General features: G+C 63.1%; 16 protein-coding genes and 1 tRNA gene. 7 read left to right on the top strand and 10 right to left on the bottom strand.

Annotated elements, in window-relative coordinates:
* The first annotated feature begins 3 nt into the window (after positions 1 to 3).
* The 3 genes from B1526_RS01205 to B1526_RS01195 all read left to right on the top strand — a co-directional run bounded on the left by B1526_RS01205 (position 4) and on the right by B1526_RS01195 (position 4015).
* On the top strand, positions 4 to 564 hold the full coding sequence (locus B1526_RS01205; RefSeq protein WP_095614314.1) for a heat shock protein transcriptional repressor HspR: 561 nt from the start codon (positions 4 to 6) through the stop codon (positions 562 to 564).
* Between the two features lie 306 nt (positions 565 to 870).
* Positions 871 to 3198, top strand: coding sequence for a glycoside hydrolase family 3 N-terminal domain-containing protein (locus tag B1526_RS01200; RefSeq protein ID WP_095614313.1), 2328 nt, complete (start codon positions 871 to 873; stop codon positions 3196 to 3198).
* Between the two features lie 94 nt (positions 3199 to 3292).
* Positions 3293 to 4015, top strand: coding sequence for an HAD family hydrolase (locus B1526_RS01195; RefSeq protein ID WP_095614312.1), 723 nt, complete (start codon positions 3293 to 3295; stop codon positions 4013 to 4015).
* Positions 4016 to 4052: 37 nt separating this feature from the next.
* Here the strand turns inward: B1526_RS01195 and B1526_RS01190 are convergent, their stop codons facing one another.
* The 6 genes from B1526_RS01190 to B1526_RS01165 form a co-directional block, all read right to left on the bottom strand.
* Positions 4053 to 4937 carry a GntR family transcriptional regulator gene (locus B1526_RS01190; protein WP_095614311.1) on the bottom strand — a complete coding sequence of 295 codons (885 nt, stop codon included), beginning with the start codon at positions 4935 to 4937 and terminating at the stop codon, positions 4053 to 4055.
* Positions 4921 to 5262, bottom strand: coding sequence for a P-II family nitrogen regulator (locus B1526_RS01185; protein ID WP_095614310.1), 342 nt, complete (start codon positions 5260 to 5262; stop codon positions 4921 to 4923). The genes B1526_RS01190 and B1526_RS01185 overlap by 17 nt, the downstream gene beginning before the upstream one ends.
* A gap of 133 nt (positions 5263 to 5395) precedes the next feature.
* The gene (locus tag B1526_RS01180) at positions 5396 to 6862 is read right to left on the bottom strand and encodes an APC family permease (RefSeq protein WP_157908664.1); all 1467 of its coding nucleotides are present in this window, start codon (positions 6860 to 6862) and stop codon (positions 5396 to 5398) included.
* 124 nt (positions 6863 to 6986) lie between these two features.
* Positions 6987 to 7982, bottom strand: a complete 996-nt coding sequence (locus tag B1526_RS01175) for a phosphotransferase enzyme family protein (RefSeq protein ID WP_095614308.1) — start codon at positions 7980 to 7982, stop codon at positions 6987 to 6989.
* Between the two features lie 58 nt (positions 7983 to 8040).
* The gene (gene ucpA / locus B1526_RS01170; RefSeq protein WP_095614307.1) at positions 8041 to 8832 is read right to left on the bottom strand and encodes an SDR family oxidoreductase UcpA; all 792 of its coding nucleotides are present in this window, start codon (positions 8830 to 8832) and stop codon (positions 8041 to 8043) included.
* A 45-nt stretch (positions 8833 to 8877) separates the two neighbouring features.
* On the bottom strand, positions 8878 to 10212 hold the full coding sequence (locus B1526_RS01165) for an aspartate aminotransferase family protein (RefSeq protein WP_095614306.1): 1335 nt from the start codon (positions 10210 to 10212) through the stop codon (positions 8878 to 8880).
* A gap of 319 nt (positions 10213 to 10531) precedes the next feature.
* On the opposite strand from B1526_RS01165, the gene B1526_RS01155 reads away from it, so the two are divergent.
* Positions 10532 to 10786, top strand: coding sequence for a GlsB/YeaQ/YmgE family stress response membrane protein (locus B1526_RS01155; RefSeq protein WP_095614304.1), 255 nt, complete (start codon positions 10532 to 10534; stop codon positions 10784 to 10786).
* Positions 10787 to 11361: 575 nt separating this feature from the next.
* On the opposite strand, the gene B1526_RS01150 is transcribed toward B1526_RS01155, so the two are convergent.
* The 4 genes from B1526_RS01150 to B1526_RS01135 all read right to left on the bottom strand — a co-directional run bounded on the left by B1526_RS01150 (position 11362) and on the right by B1526_RS01135 (position 14642).
* Positions 11362 to 11434: transfer RNA gene (locus tag B1526_RS01150), tRNA-Ala, on the bottom strand.
* A 208-nt stretch (positions 11435 to 11642) separates the two neighbouring features.
* Positions 11643 to 12377, bottom strand: a complete 735-nt coding sequence (locus B1526_RS01145; RefSeq protein WP_095614303.1) for a DedA family protein — start codon at positions 12375 to 12377, stop codon at positions 11643 to 11645.
* A 598-nt stretch (positions 12378 to 12975) separates the two neighbouring features.
* Positions 12976 to 13503: a hypothetical protein gene (locus B1526_RS01140; protein WP_095614302.1), complete on the bottom strand. Its 528-nt coding sequence runs from the start codon at positions 13501 to 13503 to the stop codon at positions 12976 to 12978.
* A 521-nt stretch (positions 13504 to 14024) separates the two neighbouring features.
* The gene (locus B1526_RS01135; protein ID WP_095614301.1) at positions 14025 to 14642 is read right to left on the bottom strand and encodes a YesL family protein; all 618 of its coding nucleotides are present in this window, start codon (positions 14640 to 14642) and stop codon (positions 14025 to 14027) included.
* 95 nt (positions 14643 to 14737) lie between these two features.
* Between B1526_RS01135 and yicI the strand changes: the two genes are divergently transcribed.
* The 3 genes from yicI to B1526_RS01120 all read left to right on the top strand — a co-directional run bounded on the left by yicI (position 14738) and on the right by B1526_RS01120 (position 19111).
* Entirely contained in the window at positions 14738 to 16063 is a 1326-nt protein-coding gene (gene yicI, locus B1526_RS01130; protein ID WP_268802217.1) for an alpha-xylosidase, read from the top strand.
* Positions 16064 to 16097: 34 nt separating this feature from the next.
* A complete protein-coding gene (locus B1526_RS01125) occupies positions 16098 to 18125 on the top strand; it encodes a beta-galactosidase (protein WP_095614341.1) in 2028 nt (675 codons plus the stop codon).
* A 74-nt stretch (positions 18126 to 18199) separates the two neighbouring features.
* Complete coding sequence (locus B1526_RS01120; protein WP_095614300.1) at positions 18200 to 19111, top strand: ROK family protein; 912 nt, start codon at positions 18200 to 18202, stop codon at positions 19109 to 19111.
* Positions 19112 to 19117 lie beyond the last annotated feature (6 nt).

Below are 19117 nucleotides of genomic sequence, written 5' to 3'. Positions count from 1 at the left end.
GATATGGCGCGGGTTTCCCAACAAAAGCGCCGGTTGTATGAGATGTGCGCGATGGCGATCGTCGCGCAGCGGGCGGACCTCGAAGGCGCGACACGCGTCGGATTCGACGTCGACCTGCCGGTGTTCAGCGTCGGCCGCGCCGCCGAACTCGCGGACATCCACCCGCAGACGCTCAGGCAGTACGACCGTTCCGGGCTCGTCGTGCCACAACGCACGGAAGGCGGCGCTCGGCGGTATTCGCTGCGTGACGTCGACCGCCTCGCACAGGCGCAGACGATGAGCCAGCGCGACGGCATCAACCTCACCGGCATCGCGCGGATCCTCGGACTTGAAGAGGAGAACCGACAGCTGCGCCGGCAGCTCGCGCGACTGAACGACGGTTCGGTGAGCGTCTTCACCGCCGACGCGGAGGGCGACATCACCGAGGTGCGTCGCTCCTCGCGCGCGCGGCACTGGCGGCGGCAGCTGCATCCGCAGACGCGGCAGCTGTCGGCCGGCGCGAGCCATCGGCCGGCGCAGGCCGAGTCGAAGTCAGTCGTCTTGTGGCACACGATCTACCGGTGAGTCTTATATAGACCCGGCAAGCGTCTGGAACCCGAATCTGGGTTCCGGACGCTTTGTGCGTGGTGGGACGTTATGCGTGTGCGGCCGGTGCTGCGTATGTGTGCCAGATGCTCGGTCCAGTGCTCATGTCCGCCATCACGCTTTCCCTGGGGTACGCCTTCGCCTTCCCGATCGCAATCGCCTTCGCCCTGCTCGGATGCGTGTTCATCATGCTCATCCGCGGCGTCCGCTGACGCCGCCGTCCCGCCACGGAACATCCGGACGGCGCATGGCGCCGTCCGGTGCGACAACAAAAGGAGTCAGACGATGACTGAAACCACCCACCCCTATCTCGACGCGACGTTGACGATCCCGGAGCGCGTCCAGGACCTGCTTTCGCGTATGACGCTTGAGGAGAAAGTCGGCCAGATGATGCAGCTGGATGCGCGGTCCGGCGACCTCGAACATCTGATCGTGGACCGCCATGTCGGCTCGATCCTGCACACATCCCCCGATGATCTGGTGCGCGCCGACGGCATCGTGCGCGGGAAGACGCGTCTGGGCATCCCGTTGCTCGTCGGCGACGACTGCATCCACGGCTACTCGTTCTGGCCCGGCGCGACGATCTTTCCCTCCCAGCTCGGCATGGCATGCAGCTGGGACGCCGAGAAGGTCGAGCGGGCCGCCCGAGTGACGGCCGAGGAGGTCTCCTGTACCGGTGTGCATTGGACCTTCTCGCCGGTGCTGTGCATCGGACGCGACACGCGCTGGGGCCGCATCGACGAGACCTTCGGCGAGGACCCGATGCTCATCGGCGAACTCGCGTCGGCGATGGTGCAGGGGTATCAGAAGCACGCCCGGACGGGCGAGGTCTTCGACAGGGACGCCATCCTCGCCTGCGCCAAGCATTTCGCCGGCTATTCGTACACGCAGGGCGGCCGTGACGCCTCGGAGGCCGATCTGACGCGCCGGACGCTCGCCAGCTGGTTCCTGCCTCCCTTCGAACGTGTGGCGAAGGAGGGCTGTGCCACCTTCATGCTCGGCTATGAGGCGATCGACGGCACGCCCGTCACCTTCAACGATTGGCTGCTGCAGGCAAAGCTGCGCGGCGACTGGAGCTATGGCGGCACGCTCGTGACCGATTGGGACAACGTCGGACGTGCGGTGTGGGAGCAGCGCATCAAGCCGGACTACCGCACCGCGGCCGCCGACGCAGTCAAGGCGGGCAACGATCTGATCATGACGACGCCGGGGTTCTACGAGGGCGCCATCGAGGCGGTCCATGACGGTCTGCTCGACGAACGCGCGTTGGACGCGGCCGTCGGACGTCTGCTGACGCTGAAGTTCCAGCTCGGCTTGTTCGAGGACCCGCGCCTGCCCGATCCGGAACGCATCGAGGCCGTGGTCGGCAACGACGATCATATGGATGCGAACCTCGAATTGGCCCGCGAATCAATCGTCCTGCTGCGCAACAACGCGGCGCTGCCGTTGGCCGCCGGGAATGGCTCCCTGCGCACGATAGCCGTCGTGGGGCCGCTTGCGGACGACGCGCAGAACCAGCTCGGCGACTGGGCCGGCAATTCCGGGCAGGTGCCATGGATGCCGCAGGGACAGCCGCGCGACATGATCATGACCGTGCTGGACGGCGTGCGCGAGCTCGCTCCTGAAGGCTGCGAGGTGACCTATGCGCGCGGCGCCGACGTCGTCGAACTCGTCGACGATCCGGCGGGCGCGCTGTATCCGGATGGGCAGCCCCGACCGAAGCTCGCCGTGTCCGCGCGCGTCGACGACGCCCTGCTCGACGAAGCCGTCGAACATGCGCGGCGCGCGGATGCGGTCATCGCCGTCGTCGGCGACGTCGTGCAGCTCACCGGCGAGACCTGCTCGACGGCGACGCTTGAGCTGCTCGGCGGCCAGAACCTGCTGCTCGAACGGCTGAGCAAGGTTGCACGTGAAACACATAAGCCGCTCATCGTCGTGCTCATGAGCTCGAAGCCGCAGGTGCTGCCGGCGTGCGTGATCGGGGAAAACGGCGTGATCGTCGACGAGTCCGCCGCCGACGGGCTTGGCTCCTTCATCTGGGCGCCGAACCCCGGCATGCAGGGAGGCCGCGCGCTCGCCGAGATCATCTTCGGCATGACCGAGCCAAGCGGACGTCTGCCGATCACGTTCCCGCGCCATGCGGGGCAGCTGCCGGTCTTCTACAACCAGATCCGCGGGCAGCACGGCGATCGGTACGCCGATCTGACGCAGGACCCGGCGTTCGCGTTCGGCGAGGGGCTGGCGTATACGACCTTCGAATACGGCGAGCCCGCGATCGTGAACGGCTCCGAATTCAGCAGGGGTGATACCGTGCGCGTGGCGATCGACCTGACGAACACGGGGTCCCGCCGTGGCACCGAGATCGTGCAGCTGTACGTCAGCGATGTCGTCACGTCCTTCACCTGGGCGGCCAAGGAGCTCAAGCGGTTCCAGCGTGTGACGCTCGAGGCGGGCGAGACGCGCCATGTCGTGTTCGAGCTGCCGGTCGACGTGTGCACGATCGTGGACGGCGACGCCAGGCGCATCGTCGAGCCCGGGAAGTTCAAGGTGCTCGTCGGCCATTCGAGCCGTGACGCGGACCTGCGTTCCACGACTTTCACCGTCGTGGAGTGAACGCGCCGCGATGGCCGCTCCGGTGATGCCGGGGCGGCCGGGTATGGTGGGAGGGACCATCGGCAACGGATGAGGACGACGGAAAGAGGCGTGCATGGGCGTTCAGGAAAGCAGCGCCGCCAAGATCGAGGCATTGCAGGGCGTGTTCTGGGACATGGATGGCACGCTCATCGACTCCGAGCCGCTGTGGCATGAGGGCGAGTTGAGGCTTGTGCGCGAATACGGCGGCCACTGGACGAAGCAGCTGGCGGAAGGTGGTTCGGGCCGGCCGGTGCCGCAGATCGCGCAGGAGATGGCCGACCTCGGATGCCCGCTGCCACCCGAGGAGATCGGCCGCCGCATGATCCAATACGTGGCCGACGAGGAGAAGAAGCAACTGCCGTGGATCCCTGGCGTGCGCCGCCTGCTTGAGCAGTTGCGTGACGCGGGCGTCCCGTCGATGCTCGTGACGACGTCGCCGCGCGACCTCGCCGAGAACCTTATCGCACAGGCGCCGGCGGGCGCGTTCGCCGGCTATGTGTGCGGTGATGACGATGTGGCGAAGAAGCCCGATCCGGCGCCATACGAGCTTGCTGCGGTAAAACTCGGCATTCCCGACGTGCTGCTGCCGTGCTGCGTCGCGTTTGAGGATTCGATGAGCGGGCGCACGTCCGCCGTCGCGTCCGGCATGACGACGGTTGTCATGACGGGGTATCTCGCCGGCGGCTATGTGCCGGGGCCGGGGTACACGACAACCGAGAACTACGACGACATCACGCCGGAATCGCTCAACCGCATGGTGCAGCGCATGTACGACCGCCTCGCGCCGCTCGCGTAAGCGACGCGCGGCACGCGTCACGGTGGCGCTTACGTTGTCAGCCCAACGTGCGCGACGTCGTCAGCCGCACATGCGCGGCCGGATAGATGTCGTCGGAGACGACGACGGTGTTGCCGAACGCGTCCGTCGCACGGGAGCACACGTACAGCAGCGGGGTGCCGCTCGCGGTGCGCAATGCGCGCGCAGGGCGCCCGAACCCCGGAATCATCTCGATTGTCTCCTCGACCGCGTGGATGACGGTACCGTAGTTGAACTGCAGCAGTTGGTAGATCGACGCGGTCATGTCGAAATCAAGGAAATCCGGGTATCCACGCGGATCGAGATACGTCTGTTCATAGGAGATCGGCACGTTGCCGATCGCGCGCGCACGTTCGACACGGATGAGCGGCTGCGACGACGCACAATGGAACATCGTGCATATGCGCTCGTCGCAACGCTGCACGCGCGCGTCGAGCACCGTCGTGACGCACGATTTGCCCTGCGACGCGAGCATATGTGGCAGTCCCGAGGTGCTCGCGGACGTCCTGTCGATGACGCGCGCCGATTTCGCGTTGACGTCGATGCGCGACGGGAGCGCGGTGTGCGCGATGTCGGCGGCGATGACGGTGCCCGCGCGACCGCCGCGCGTCACGATTTCGCCGCGCTCGCGCATCGCCTTGAGCGCCGCGCGCACCGTCGAACGTGACACCTGGAGGCGTTCGGCGAGCGCACGTTCCGCGGGAAGACGGTCGCCGACGCGTAGTTCGTCGACGTTCGCGAGCAGATGGATGTCGTGGATTGCGCGGCTGACGGTCGCGCTCAATGCGCGCCCCGTCGTCGTCCCACCGTCCGCCATATCACCCTCGCAATCGTTGTCGTCGTTGCCGATGACGATACCCGGATGATGTAACGAACGGCGCGAGCGCTCACAGCGCGTCGTCACCGCGTTCGTTCGTGCGGATGCGCACCGCCTGCGCGACGTCGCGGACGAAGATCTTGCCGTCGCCGAAGCTCGATGTCGACAGACGGTTGACGACCGAGTCGATGATGCCGTCGACTTCGGTGTCGGGGACGACGGTGCGGACGCTGATCTTCGGCAGCAACGCGACACCTTGGCGGTCGTCGCGCGTATAGACCTGTTTGAGACCGTGTTGGTGGCCGTAGCCCATCGCCGACGTCATCGTGATGCCGCGGCCGCCGCATTGGTCGAGCACATGCTTGAGCGTTTCAAGTTTTTCGCCGTTGATGATGAATTCGATTTCCTTCATCGTTCCTCCAAAGTGTGCGGGGATGGTGTGGGATGGATATGGATGGCGGATGTGGTGGGGACAGGGAAAGCGGGCGCCGCTTGAGAAGGAGGGAAAGCGACGCCCGGGCTTGGTTGGGGAGGGGACGTATTCGTCAGTATTCGATGACGCCTGCAGGTGTGCGCATCCAGACGGTCGAATCCTTGCCTTTGACGCGCCATTTGGCGAGCATCGCGCACCACAGCACGAGGCCGACGCCCATGTAGCCGGCGAAACCGACCCACGTCTCGACGCCGATGCCGATGCAGCAGAACACGGCGACAGCCAGCGAGATGACGAGCGACGCGACCTTCATCGCGATGCCGCCCGGAGCACGGTAGGGGCGTTCCCATTCAGGATGGCGCACATCGAGGAGGATCGCCGAGATGCTGCTCATCGCGTAGCAGATCGCGCACGCGAACGCCATGAGGTCGAAGAACGCGGTGATCGATTGCATTGCGAGGAACCCGATGCTGATTGCGAGGATGAGCAGGTTCGGGATGACCGGCTGGCCGTAGCGGTTGCATTTCGCGAACGACTTCGGCAGGAAGTTCTGCCTGCCCATCGCGAAGAGCATGCGCACGGCCGAATACCAGAAGCCGAGCACCGATGTGCCGATCGGGAAGACGACGCCGAAGATGCCGAGCGCGACGACGAACCAGCCCATCCAGCCGGCATCCGGGAACACGAGCTTGAGCGTCTCGAACGTCACGAACGGCGCGCTGTCGAACGCATACGTGTTCCAGTCGATGCAGCCCGCCTCGGCGAGGTAGAAGATCGCGTAGATGATGCCGCATGTGAGGACCGACCCAAGGATCGCCTTCTTCTGGTCCTTGATCGGGAACGTGCCCTCCTCGACCATCGCCGGGACCGTTTCGAAACCGAAGTACGGGGTGATGAGGAACGCGCAGCCGATGATCCAGCCGAGGCCGATGCCGTAGTCGCCGGCGTTCGCGTTCGCGAAGAACGATGAGAAGTTCGACAGGCTCCAATGGCCCGAGAAGAAGAACAACGCGGACGTGACGAGCAGGCCGCCGATCGCGATGAACAGCATCGCCGTCTGCAGGCCGCCGGCGACGACGTTCTTGCACAGGCTCACGAGGCACCACAGGCACAGCAGCACGGCGCCGACGATGACCGCATATGAGCCGGTCAGGCCGTTGTCGAGGAACTGGTAGTTGAGCCATTCGAGGATGCCGAGCACACCCGCCGCGGGCACCGCGAGCCACGCGCACATGATGAGCCATGCGGACCAGAAGCCCGCGTGCTTGTTCATGCCGACCGTGTTGAAGACGAGACACGAGCCGGTGCTTGGCAGCATCGTCGAGAGTTCCGCGTAGACGAAGCCGATCGGCAGTACCATCGCCGTCATCAACAGGAAACCGAGCCATGTGCCGGGGCCGCAATAGGAAAGGAAGATGCCGTCCCAATAACAGACGAACGTGAAGATCGCACCTGTCGCCAACGTGTAGACGAACAGCAGGCGCAGGCTTTTCTTCAATCCTCCTTCCGTGCGCCCGTCGACGTCCGCCGCGGTACTCGATGCCGTCTCTATCGATGTGGGTTTCGTTGTCGCAGACATGGCTGCTCCTCTCTGTTTTCTCTTATCCCATGGTTGGCTCATGCAAAATCGATGGATATCGTTGATTGGTTGGTCGGTTGATTGGTTGACCGATGTCGGAACAGATGGGATGTGCGGGGGCGGCTCAGCCGAAAAGCCGCAGATAGCGGTCGGCGAGCTCCGTCGTGCCGTCGATGTAGCCCTCCGCGAGCTCCTTGACGGGGTCGGAATCGAGATGGGAGCCGATCCACGCCATAAGCTGCAGCCTGCGCATCATGATGAACGTGTCGATCTCCAGGAAATCGGTGTCGGTGAACGGCATGACCTTGCGGTAGCCGTCAAGCCACGCGTTGACGAGGTCGGGGACGATCGGCTTCGTCTCGATGAACGACAGTGCGCTCGCGAGGTCGTGCAGATACCAACCGAACCCACAATCGTCGAAATCGATGACTTTGATCTGCTCGCCCTCGACGAGCAGGTTCGCGACGCGCAGATCGGCGTGGATGAGCCCGTAGTTGTGCTCGTTGCGCCCGTACCGCTCAAGGCGGCGGCGGATGACGTCGCAGCAGCGTGAGAACTCGGCGATGTTCGCATCCGTCAGTCCCGGCATCGCGCGCCAATCGCCCCAGATCGCGCCGTCACCGAGGATTGTGTCATACGTCCACTCCCAACGTGTGAGCTCGCGTGTGCCGTTCCAGATCTCCGTCTGCCGGTGCAGATACGCGGTCGTTTCGCCGAGCGCGCGGAACTGGCGGACGGCGGCGGCTTCGTCGTTCTCATCGGGCGCACTTCCCGTGAGGAACTCGTACATGACGCAGAAATAGTCGTCGCCGTCGCCCGCGTGGACGATCTGGATGTCCGAACCGTCGTCCGCGCGCAGCGGATTCGCGACGATGAGCGGCGTGTAGTCGTTGATCTGGCGGAGCCACGCCATTTCGCTGCGGTATTCGTCGAGCGTATGGTATCCGGGACGCCCCACGCGCAGGATGCCTTCGGGTGCGCCGTGCGCGTCCTCGACGAGATACGTCGCGTTCTCCGAAAGCTGCAGCAGCCGCGCGTGCGCGCCCGCGCTCAGTGGATAGGCCTGGATGGCTTCGCCGGCGACATCGTCGAAGACTTTCGTGTTCTCGAATACGGACATGTGCGCTCCTTTCGTAGTGTGGTGGGTGAAGTGTGCTTGTGCTGTGCCGCGCGCGTGTTCACTGTCCCATTGATGTGGTCTCGGGGAGTGTCGATCCGCCGTCGATGACGACTTGGGTCCCGGTGATGTAACTCGCTTCGTCGCTCGCGAGGAACGCGCACAGTTCGCCGCATTCGTGCGGTGTGCCGAGGCGTCCGAGCGGCACCGCGCCCGCGATCGCGCCGATCGCGCGCTCGGGGTCGTCGGGGTCGGATTGAGCGGCCATGCCTTCGACGAGCGGTGTGCGGATGTACCCCGGGCATATGCAGTTGACGCGCACATGCCGGTCGGCGAATTCGCGCGCGAGCGCCTTCGTGAGCCCGACGAGCGCGGCCTTCGTCATCGCGTACGCCGCTTCGCCGGGATCGGCGACGAGGTCGCCTGTGACCGATGAGGTGATGACGACGGCGCCGCCACCCGCGTCGATCATCGCGGGGATCGCGGCTTTGCACATGTTCCATACACCATTGATGTTGACGTCGATGTGCGCGTCGCGCCATGAATCGGATTCCTCGAGGAAACTGCCGAGTCTGCAAATGCCGGCGTTGCAGTCGAGGATGTCGACGCGGCCGTAGGCGTCGGTCGTCGTGCGCACGAGGCGCGCGCAGTCCTCGGGGACGGTCACGTCGCATTGCACGCCTTGCGCGTCGTATCCGGCGTCGCGCAAGGCGGCGGCCGCGTCGAGGACGTCGTTGCCGCGCGCCGCGAGCACAACGCGTGCGCCCTGCTCGGCGAACACCTGCGCGATGCCGGAGCCGATTCCTTTCGACGCGCCGGTGACAATCGCGACCTTGTTGTCCAGCTTTCCCATGATGGTCTCCTGTCGTGTGTGTGGTGATGTGTGCTGTGGTGGGTGTCAGATGTGGAGTGCGGTGAGCGAATCCTCAAGCGCCGTCATATAGCGGTCGACGTCGGCGGCGCTGAAGACGAGCGGTGTGCGGATCTTGAGGATGTTGCCGTATGCTCCGCAGTTCGACGTGAGGACGCGGCGTTGGCGCATCTGCTCGATGAGTGCGAGCGTCTCGGCGCCCATCGGGTCGCCTGTCGCGGGGTCATCGAATTCGACGCCGATGTACAGGCCCGCGCCGCGCACGTCGGCGATCGACGGATGGCCAACGGCGAGTCCTTCGAGTTGCGAGACGAACATCGACCCGATGCGGCGCGCGTTGCCGATGAGGTCCTCGCCGTCCATGACCTCGAGCGTCGCCTTCGCGGCCGCCATCGCGACCGGGTTGCCGGCGAAGGTGTTGAAATACGGGATGTTCGCCGTGAACGCGTCGAGGATCTCGTGGCGGACCGCGGTCGCCGAGCACGCGATGCCGTTCGCCATCGGCTTGCCCATCGTCACGATGTCGGGGACGAAACCGTGGCGTGCGAAGCCCCAGAACGCGTCGCCGGTGCGGCAGAAGCCGGGCTGCACTTCGTCTGCGATGACCAGGCCGCCTTCCTCGTGCACGGTGTCGGCGACCTTCTTGAGCCAGCCGGCCTTGCCGGGGCAGATGCCGTCGGACGAGAATATCGAATCGACGAGCAGGCCGGCGAAGCCGATGCCGTTCGCGCGAAGATCGGCGATGCATGCCTTGAGCTGCTCGACGATGAAATCGCCGACCGCGATGTCGCCGTGGATGTGCGTGTCCGGCGTCGGCAGCAGGCGGCACGCCGGAGAGAGCTCCTGCCCCATGCCGATCGACGGTGAGAAGCCGGAGACGAGGTCGGTGTTGCCGTGGTACGCCTCGCTCGTGACGATGATGCCCTCGGCGCCGGTGTAGTTCCTTGCGATGCGAATCGCGAGGTCGTTGGCCTCGGAGCCGGTGCATTGGTAGGTGATGCGGTCGATTTCAGCCGGCAGTTTCGCGAGGAGCGCCTCCGAATAGTCGAGGATCGTCTCATGCAGATAGCGCGTATGCGTGTTGAGCATACCGGCCTGGCGGCTGACCGCCTCGACGACGTGCGGATGGCAGTGGCCGACCGAGACGACGTTGTTGTAGGCGTCGAGGTAATCGGTGCCCTGTTCGTCGAACACATGCGTGCCGACGCCGCGCACGACCTCGATCGGGTCCCGGTAGAAGAGTCGGTAGCCGCCGCCCAATGCGGCGCGCCGTTCGATGAGCGAGCGTTTGCGGGCGTCAAGCGCGTCGAGGTTCGCCGCGTCGAATCGGTTCATGTCTAGGATCGTGGTCTTCACGGCCATCGTGCCCTCCCTCTTGTGGTCCGGTGTCCCGGGCGGATGCGGTTGCCGGTGTGTATGGGAGGCAAGCTAAGGCGCTTGTGTTACCTGCGCATGACGGTCTAATTTCCGTTGCGGTTTTCAGACCAAAAAACAGACCAAAACGATGTCTTGCGGAGTGTGTCCGCGCTGACGTACCACCCCAAGCTGACCGTTGCGTGATATTGCCGCAGTAGCATAAAAGGTGTGAAATTCCAACGAAATCGAGGTCCTCTCCCGTACAGTGGTCAGTAGTTCAAGGTTCATCCGGGGCTTTGGGGACAAGATGTAAAGGACAACGATCATGTATTGGATTTGGACACTCATCGTAGGTGCAATCATTGGAGCCATCGCGGGAGCGATCACGAACCGCAGCGGTTCGATGGGATGGATCGCGAACATCGTCGCCGGACTCGCGGGTTCGGCGATCGGACAGGGCCTCTTCGGCAGCTGGGGGCCGCATCTCGGCGGCATGGCGATCTTCCCGTCGCTCATCGGCGCCGTCATCGTCGTCGCGGTCGTCTCGTTCATCGTGATGCGCGTCACCGCGAAGAACTGATGATGGATGCGGGTCACTCCGCACCGCTTGCCCGGCGTATGTGTCGTCGTGTGGGTGGACGCGCATTGGCAGACGCGGCCGCTGTATGCGCTGTGCGCCGCCGAGGAACCCGCGCACAGCGTCATGTGACGCGGCCGACGCCGCAGTGCGGTACGCGTACATTTGCCTGAGCGTACCGTCGTGCGGAAAAAATGGTGCGCGATGGTATGCGCATGCGTGCGCGATATCGTCAATTTCGGATAGTCGAAAGTCAATCTGGGATATCAGTGAACGGTTTTTGTTCGATTGAGAGAGAACGATGCCGCAATTTGTGGAACCCATGCATGCCCTTCGGGCGCTCGCCTGTGCCATTGCCGCACTCGCAGCAGCCATGCTGTGTTTCGGCATCGGTCCGGCCATGTCGGCCGCGGCCGACGACACGGCGGTCCCGTTGGCGGCGGACTCGGCGACCGATTACGATTCCTGGAGTGCGGTCGCCGACGCAATCGGCACTGAACTCGAAGCAGGGTATGGTCCCGAAGGTCGGGTGGAAACGAAAAAAGACCGCTGCGGTGGAATGAATGCAGCGGTCTTCGTGGAGCTGATGGTAATCGAAACCACGACCTCTTCGATGCGAACGAAGCGCTCTACCAACTGAGCTACAGCCCCGTGGTTGTTGTCGTGCTCCGCATGACAACTCGTTTAACGCTACTAGCACATCCCAACAAATGCAAGTCGCGCGTGTCGCGGCAGGTATCCGCGCATCTTTGGGTGCGGTATCCGGCGCTATCGACTGTTTTCGGGGGATAAAACGGCGTATCTCGGTGTCTTTGGGCGTCGCGAACACCCAAAGACACCGAGATACGTGCGGAATCCCTCAGTCGTTGTCGTCGTGAAGGTCCTCGACGAGCGGTGTCGTCTCCTCATGGGCGAGTTCGGTCGTCGAAGCGGTCTTCTTCTTGCCGAACTTCGCCTTGAACAAACCGACGAACGTCGGAATGAGGGAGATGACGAGGATCGCGATGATGACGAGTTCGAAATTCTCCTGGACAACCGGAATGCCCCCGAAGAAATAGCCGAGCAACGTGAAGAGTGACGACCAGACAAGGCCGCCAAGGACCGAGAACGGCGTGAACCGCCGCCACTGCATGCCGGAAATACCGGAAATGAACGGCATGAACGTGCGGATGAACGGGAAGAACCGTCCGAGGAAGACGGCGAGCGGCCCCCAACGGTCGATCATCGTCTCCGTCTTCGCGAGCCGCTCAGGTGTCATCGACTTGACTTTGCCGGATTCGATGATGCGGCGACCGAAGAAGTGACCGATGAAATAGTTGCACTGGTCGCCAAGAATCGGCGCGATCCAGACGACGGGCAGCAACGCTGCAAGCGGCAGCGCGGATTCGCCGGTCGCGGCGTCGGGCGCGGCGAAAAACCCGGCCGCGAACAGCAGCGAGTCGCCCGGCAGGAACGGGAAGAACACGACGCCGGTTTCAATGAACACGATGAGGAAAATGAACCCGAGCGTCGGTGCGACGCCCATCGCGATCCAACCGGCGATCGCTGAGCGCGGATCCTTGAGCAGATTGGCGATGAAATGAATGAATCCCATGGAAATCCTTGACGAGTGGGGACGCGTATGCGCCACAGCCGTGCATTACCTGTGTATCTCTATATAATATGGATAGCACGGCAGCCATACGGGTGCGCGGAATCGTCCGTGTCGGAGAGGGGGCGGGTGGCCACGATACGACGTGCGGTGGCGCAACGTGCGGTGTCGCGCGACGCTAAAGGGGAGATAAGTGACGCGCGATGCCGCAGAGTGTGCGGACGCGCGATGTTAAGCGGACGTGGGCGACGTGCGGTCGCGCGATGTGCGGTGTCGCGTGACGCTGGGGGGCTGACGTGGGTGTGGTTGCATCGTGGCATACAAAACGCGGCATTACACATAGTGTATGTTAGTGCAATGCCGCGGAATCGGATAATGTCACTCTCCGCGATGGGGATGAAGGGTCGACATCCACCATGCTGCTATGAGGAAGAAGAATGTCGATAGGACCGCTACTCCAAGCCATCCGCGCCAGCTCAGCAACGTTGACTTGCCAAAGGCGAACAGCGTCCACAGTATGTCAAGGATCGCGAAGACCACCGTGCTGGCGACGAGACGAATCCATTGATGGCGAGACAGCTTCATGATGGCCTACTTCCCGCTACTTGAGCCAGCAGCCGATTGGTCCCCAGACAAGGCCTCCGACCAATCCTCCGAGTAGCCCGGCAGCAGCCCCGGGGCCTGTCACTGCCCCGGCGACGCCGCCGGTCACGCCAGCGCCTAGAGCGGTTTTGGCTATGCAGCCAGCATATTCTCCTCCGTTAAAGCTGAGGTAGCTTTGACGGTATGCGCTGAACGGGCTGCGCACAGCTGGTTTGCCTTTGGTTGCGACTAGCTCGGAGTCGTTCATCAGTTGGTACTCAATTGTGTTGCCCAGATACTTCGAGGGCAATGAATCCAACTGTTTCCCTTCGGGAGAGAGGATTGCAACGCTGCCGTCAGCGTTTTTCTTGAATACAGCGTTACTCAGGGAAACTAGAACTCCTGAATCCGTTTGCTGGACCGAATATGATGCCTGTTCCTGCGGGGACTCAGCTGCATTGGCTTCATGGGTCAAGGGTGCGCCGAGAAGAATTATGATTAATGCTGATATAAGCATGAGAAACTTTTTAGACCGAAGAGTTTTCATTTCTCTCACTCCTTTGTGATATAGAGATTTCTCTTACTTACTAATATGTCATCATGATAATCTGTGATATGCTTTAGCTATCGGTAAACACTAATGATTATTGTATAAAATAAGACTGATTGATATATATTTGAAGTTTGATATCTGATGTGTCGTGATGGGGTGTGGACGGTGGGAAAGGTGGACGCGGAGGGTGGATGTGAAGTGCGTAGCGATATGAGGTGGGTGAAGAGGCGGCGGGTTGTATCGCGGAGAGGGGCTTGGTGATGCGAGTTGGGCTGGTGCGCGGCGAGTTGGATTGCGGAGAGGTGACTGGCGGGTAAGCGGCCGGCGGAAGTGGGCGATGCGGGCAGGACTGGAAGTGGGCGAGAGTGAGATGCGGCTGGAAAGGAAGGCGGCCGCAGCGGAGGAAGCGCTGCGGCCGGTTGTTGAGGAAAGGGGAAGGGTAAGTCTTGGATTGTTCACCGGAGGTTCATGGCGGCGGATGGCGGTGTCGCCCGCCGCATCCGTCGCACCCGCGTTCACAGGCCCGAGTTGGCGTTGACGAATGTCGGGCGCTCCACTTCACCGTGGCCGCCGTATTTGCGGAAGCCCCACAGCAGGATGAGCGATTTCGCATAGGCGACCCAGCTCATGCCGAATATGAGCATGAGCACGCGTATGAACGGCACGAAGTACGCGAGTGCGAGCGCGGTCGTGTCAATCATGACAAGCGCGAACGAGCAGGCGAATGCGCGCCAGGGGAACATCGCGGCGAGTTTCCATGTGCGGCCGATCGGATTGCTGAAGCGCGCTTGGAGCGGGAACAGGTATTCGGTGATGAAAAGTGTTGTGACCGCGCCCGCGACGAGGAGGATGAGTGGTCTGTATGCGACGTCGGAATCCCATGCTGCCCAGAACGCGAGTCCGAAGATGACGGCGGCGACGAGCATGAGCAGCAGCAGTCCGTTGATGAGCCCTTGTGCGAATTCGCGTTTGAACCGTCGGAGGTATTCGCGGACGAGGTCGACGTCGTCGTGTTCGTCGTATCGGAAGAGGGTGCTGTAGAGTGCGGCCTGTGCAGGGCCTATCGTCACGACTGGCAGCAGTGTCGCGAGGAAGACGAGATTGAGTGCGGTGAACCGCGCGAGTGTCCCCATGAATTGCCAGAACGGCGCCTCCGTGTTGAACCTCGGAGTTCGAGGTCGGCTCCGAGAAGGTCTCGCGTGTGCAATTCTCGGTGCCCGGATAGGAGCTGAGCTACTCGGTCATCGGCGGTGCGGATATGAAGGGGGTCCTCGCGAACTACACGGCGCTCACCGGCCGCGCGCCACTCGTGCCGGACTGGAGCTATGGCCTGTGGCTGAGCACGAGTTTCACGACCGATTACGATGAGCGCAACGTGCTCGATTTCGTCGATGGCATGGCCGAACGTGACATTCCGCTGTCCGTCTTACACTTCGACTGCCGCTGGATGAAGGAGCTCGAATGGTGCAATTTCGCATGGGACGAGTCGAAGTTCCCCAATCCGGAAGGACTGTTCGCGAAATTGCATGAACGCGGACTCAGGGTGTGCGTGTGGATCAACTCGTACATCGGCCAGAAGTCCCCGTTGTTCGAGGAAGGCGCGAAGCACGGCTACTTCATCAAGCGCACTGACGGTTCCGTATGGCAGTGGGACAAATGGCAGGCCGGCATGGCGATCGTCGACTTCACGAACCCGGAAGCCGTCGCGTGGTACCAGGGCTATCTCAAGAAGCTCGTTGCGATGGGCGTCGACTGCTTCAAGACCGACTTCGGAGAGCGTATCCCGACCGAGGACGTGCGCTACTATGACGGTTCCGATCCCGAGCTCATGCACAACTATTACACGTTGCTGTACAACAAGGCCGTCTACAACGTGCTCGTCGAGACGAAAGGCAAGGACAAGGCGATCCTGTTCGCCCGTTCCGCGACGGTGGGTGGCCAATGCTATCCGGTGCATCGGGGCGGCGACTGCTCGTCGAACTACCCGTCGATGGCCGAATCGCTGCGTGCGGGCCTGTCCTTCGGCATGTCCGGCTTCGGCTATTGGAGCCATGGCATCGCCGGATTCGAGGACGAGGCGACGCCGGACCTGTACAAGCGCTGGGCGCAGTTCGGCCTGCTCAGCTTGCATTCGCGTTACCACGGTTCGACCGCCTACAAGGTCCCGTGGCTCTATGGCGATGAGGCCGCCGACGTCTGCCGCGAGTTCGTCGAGCTCAAGGACTCGCTGCGGCCGTATCTTGAACGCAGCGCGCACGAGACGCATGAGACCGGCGTGCCGATGATGCGCGCAATGGTGCTCGAATTCCAGGACGACCCGACATGCGAGGACATCGACACGCAATACATGCTCGGTTCCGACATCCTTGTCGCACCGGTCTTCAACAGCGAAGGCATTGCGCGTTTCTACGTGCCTGACACCGGAGACGGCGCCCCATGGCGCAACCTGATTACCGGCGCCGAATACGAGCCGGGACGTTGGTACACCGAGCGCTACGACTACCACACGCTGCCAGTGCTCGCACGCCCCGGGACCGACCCGTGCCACGTGTGAGGACGACGATGCACACGATGAAGGAGTGATGACGATGACGGCAATGTTCGACGATTTCCTGTTCGGTGGTGACTACAACCCCGAACAGTGGCCCCAGGAGAGCTGGGAGCACGACCTTGAGCTGCTCGGGCGCTCGCATGTCAACGAGGCGACAATCAATGTATTCTCGTGGGCGCTCCTCGAACCAAGCGAAGGACACTACGATTTCTCGATGCTCGACACGATCGTCGCAGCGCTTGATTCGCGCGATATGCGCATCGTCATGGCGACCGGCACGGCCGCCATCCCCGCGTGGATGGCGCGCCGCTACCCGCATGTGATGCGCATAGGCGCCGACGGCACACGGCAGGTCTTTGGCGGCCGACACAACTTCTGCCCGAGCTCGCCGAAATACCGTGAACGCGCGCGGGTGCTCGCGTCCGCCGTCGCGCGCCGCTATACCGGCGATTCCGGCATCGTCGCATGGCATGTCAACAACGAATACGGCAACGGCGGCGGCTACTGCTACTGCGAGACCTGCGCGGCCGCGTTCCGCGACTGGCTGCGTGCGCGCTACGGCACCGTCGAGGCGCTCAACCGCGCGTGGTGCATGAACTTCTGGAGCCACACGATCCATGATTTCGATGAGGTCGTGCCGCCTGTCACCTATGGCGACGGCATCGGCACCGACAAATGTGTCATCTCGGGACTGCAGATCGACTACCGCCGTTTCCAGAACGAACAGATGCTCGACTGCTTCCGCCTTGAGCGTGACGCGATCCGTGAATTCGGCATGTCGACGCCGATCACGACGAATCTGATGGGCACGTTCAAGGACCTCGATTATTTCGCATGGGGCCGTGAGATGGACGTCGTCAGCTGGGACAACTACCCAGGTATGGACACGCAGCCGAGCTTCACGGCGATGTGCCATGACCTCATGCGCGGCGTTGGGGGCGGTAAGCCGTTCATGTTGATGGAGCAGACACCGAACCAGCAGAACTGGTTCCCGTACTGCAAGGTCAAGCATCCCGGCGAGGTCGGCAAACTCAGCTGGCAGGCGGTCGCGCACGGCGCCGACACCGTGCAGTTCTTCCAGCTCAAGCAGTCGATCGGCGGATGCGAGCGCTTCCACGGCGCCGTCATCGGCCATGACGATTCGGACCGTTCGCGCACGTACCGCGATGTCGCGGCGCTCGGTGCCGATGTCGCCGCGCGCGCGAAGCGCATCATGGGATCGCATATCGACGCGAAGGTTGCCGTCGTCTTCGACTGGGAGAACTACTGGTCGATTGAAGGCTGCGTCGGCCCGACGCAGGGACTGCGGTACCCGGACGAGGTGCACCGCTTCTACCGTGCGCTGTGGAAGCGCAACGTCGCCATCGACGTCATCGAAAGCACAGCCGACCTTGAAATGTTGCGGCGATACGACCTTGTCGTCGCGCCGGTGTTGATCATGGTCAAGCCGGGTGTCGCCGACAACCTCGAACGCTATGTCGAAGGTGGTGGCGTCCTCGTGACCGGATACATGTCCGGCATCCACGACGAGCACGACCTCGTCATCGAAGGCGGCTATCCGGTGCCATTGCGCGGCCTATGCGGCGTCTGGGTCGAGGAGATCGACGCGGTCGCGCCGGGCGCAACGGTGCCGGTGCGGCTTGATGCCAGCGGCGCGGCGGTCGACTGCTCAGAGGCGATTGTCGCGAGCATCATCGAGCCGGAGGGTGCACGTACACTCGCGACCTACGGTGGCGACGACTTCTACGCGGGCACACCGGCCGTCACCGCGCACGACGTCGGTGACGGTTGCGCGGTCTTCGTCGGCACCGCACTCGACGAGGACGGCATCGACGCGCTCTTCGACGATGTGCTGCGCGCCACCGGCGTCGCAACGTTCGATGCACCCGACGACGTCGAGGTCGCGAGCCGCATCGGCGACGACGGCACCGTGTACACGGTCGTGATGAACACCGGCGACGATACGCGTGTATGGGAACGGACGGGCGGCGAACGGATCGTGCTCGACCCCTTCGCGGTGCTGCTGTACGAGAACGACGTGCTTGTCGCGGCACCGACGCGCTGAAGGCGCTGAAGGCGTCGGTCGATATCGGCACGTCATCGCTACAATTGGCGGTGACGGACACAGAGGAGCGATCGATGACGAAACGGAGTGGCGCACATCAGGTGCTCGCGTTCGAAATCAACACGAACTTCACGCGGTATGCACTGTTCACCGACGGACGTATGGGCATTCCCGGCACGTTCGCGACGCCGAACACCGAACTTGACGAATTCTATGACGCGCTTGTGCAGGTCGTGCGCAAACTGGGTGTGCCGCTCGACGGCATCGCGATCAGCATGCCGGGCTTCATCAATCCGAAGACGCAGACGGCGTTGACGGCGGGCGCGTTGCGCATCCTCGTGAAACAGCGCGTCGGCGCCGAACTCGTCGCGCGCCTTGGCGTCGACATCCCCACATGGGTCGAGAACGACGCGAATTGCGCGGCAATGGCGGAGAAGATGAGCGGCAATGCGCAGAAATGCGACGATTTCGTGCTCATCACGCTCGACACCGGCATGGGAGGCGCGCTCTTCCTCGACGGCAAACTGCGGCGCGGCAGGGATTGGCGTGCCGCCGAACTCGGCATGATGATCATCAACTACGATTCGGCGGGCGCGTTGCCGCTGCACGATTTCGTCTCGACGCTCAGGCTGTCGCAATGGTACGCGGAGGAATTCGGCGGCGGCAGCGGCGAGGTGCTGCCAAGCACGTTGTTCCACAGACTCGACGATCCGCGCGTGCGCGCGATCGTCGAACGGTGGCTCCACTACGTCGCCGTCGGCGTCTTCAACACCGTCGTCGCCGTCGACCCGCAGATCGTGCTCATCGGCGGCGGCATCAGCCCCGAACCCGCGCTTGTGCCGATGCTTGAGGACGCGCTCGAATCGATCCGCGACTGGAAGCCGTTCAAGACGCAGATCAAGCGGTGCCGGCACAGCGGCAACGCCGGCCTCGTCGGCGCCTACTACATGTTCGTCGAGGAGGTCATGCGCCAACGCGGCGAGTGAATCCGG

The organism is Bifidobacterium criceti, from assembly GCF_002286935.1.
GTDB classification, from domain to species: Bacteria; Actinomycetota; Actinomycetes; order Actinomycetales; family Bifidobacteriaceae; genus Bifidobacterium; species Bifidobacterium criceti.
Note: the sequence above shows the minus strand (reverse complement) of the source record. Positions and strands in the feature narration are given on the sequence as shown.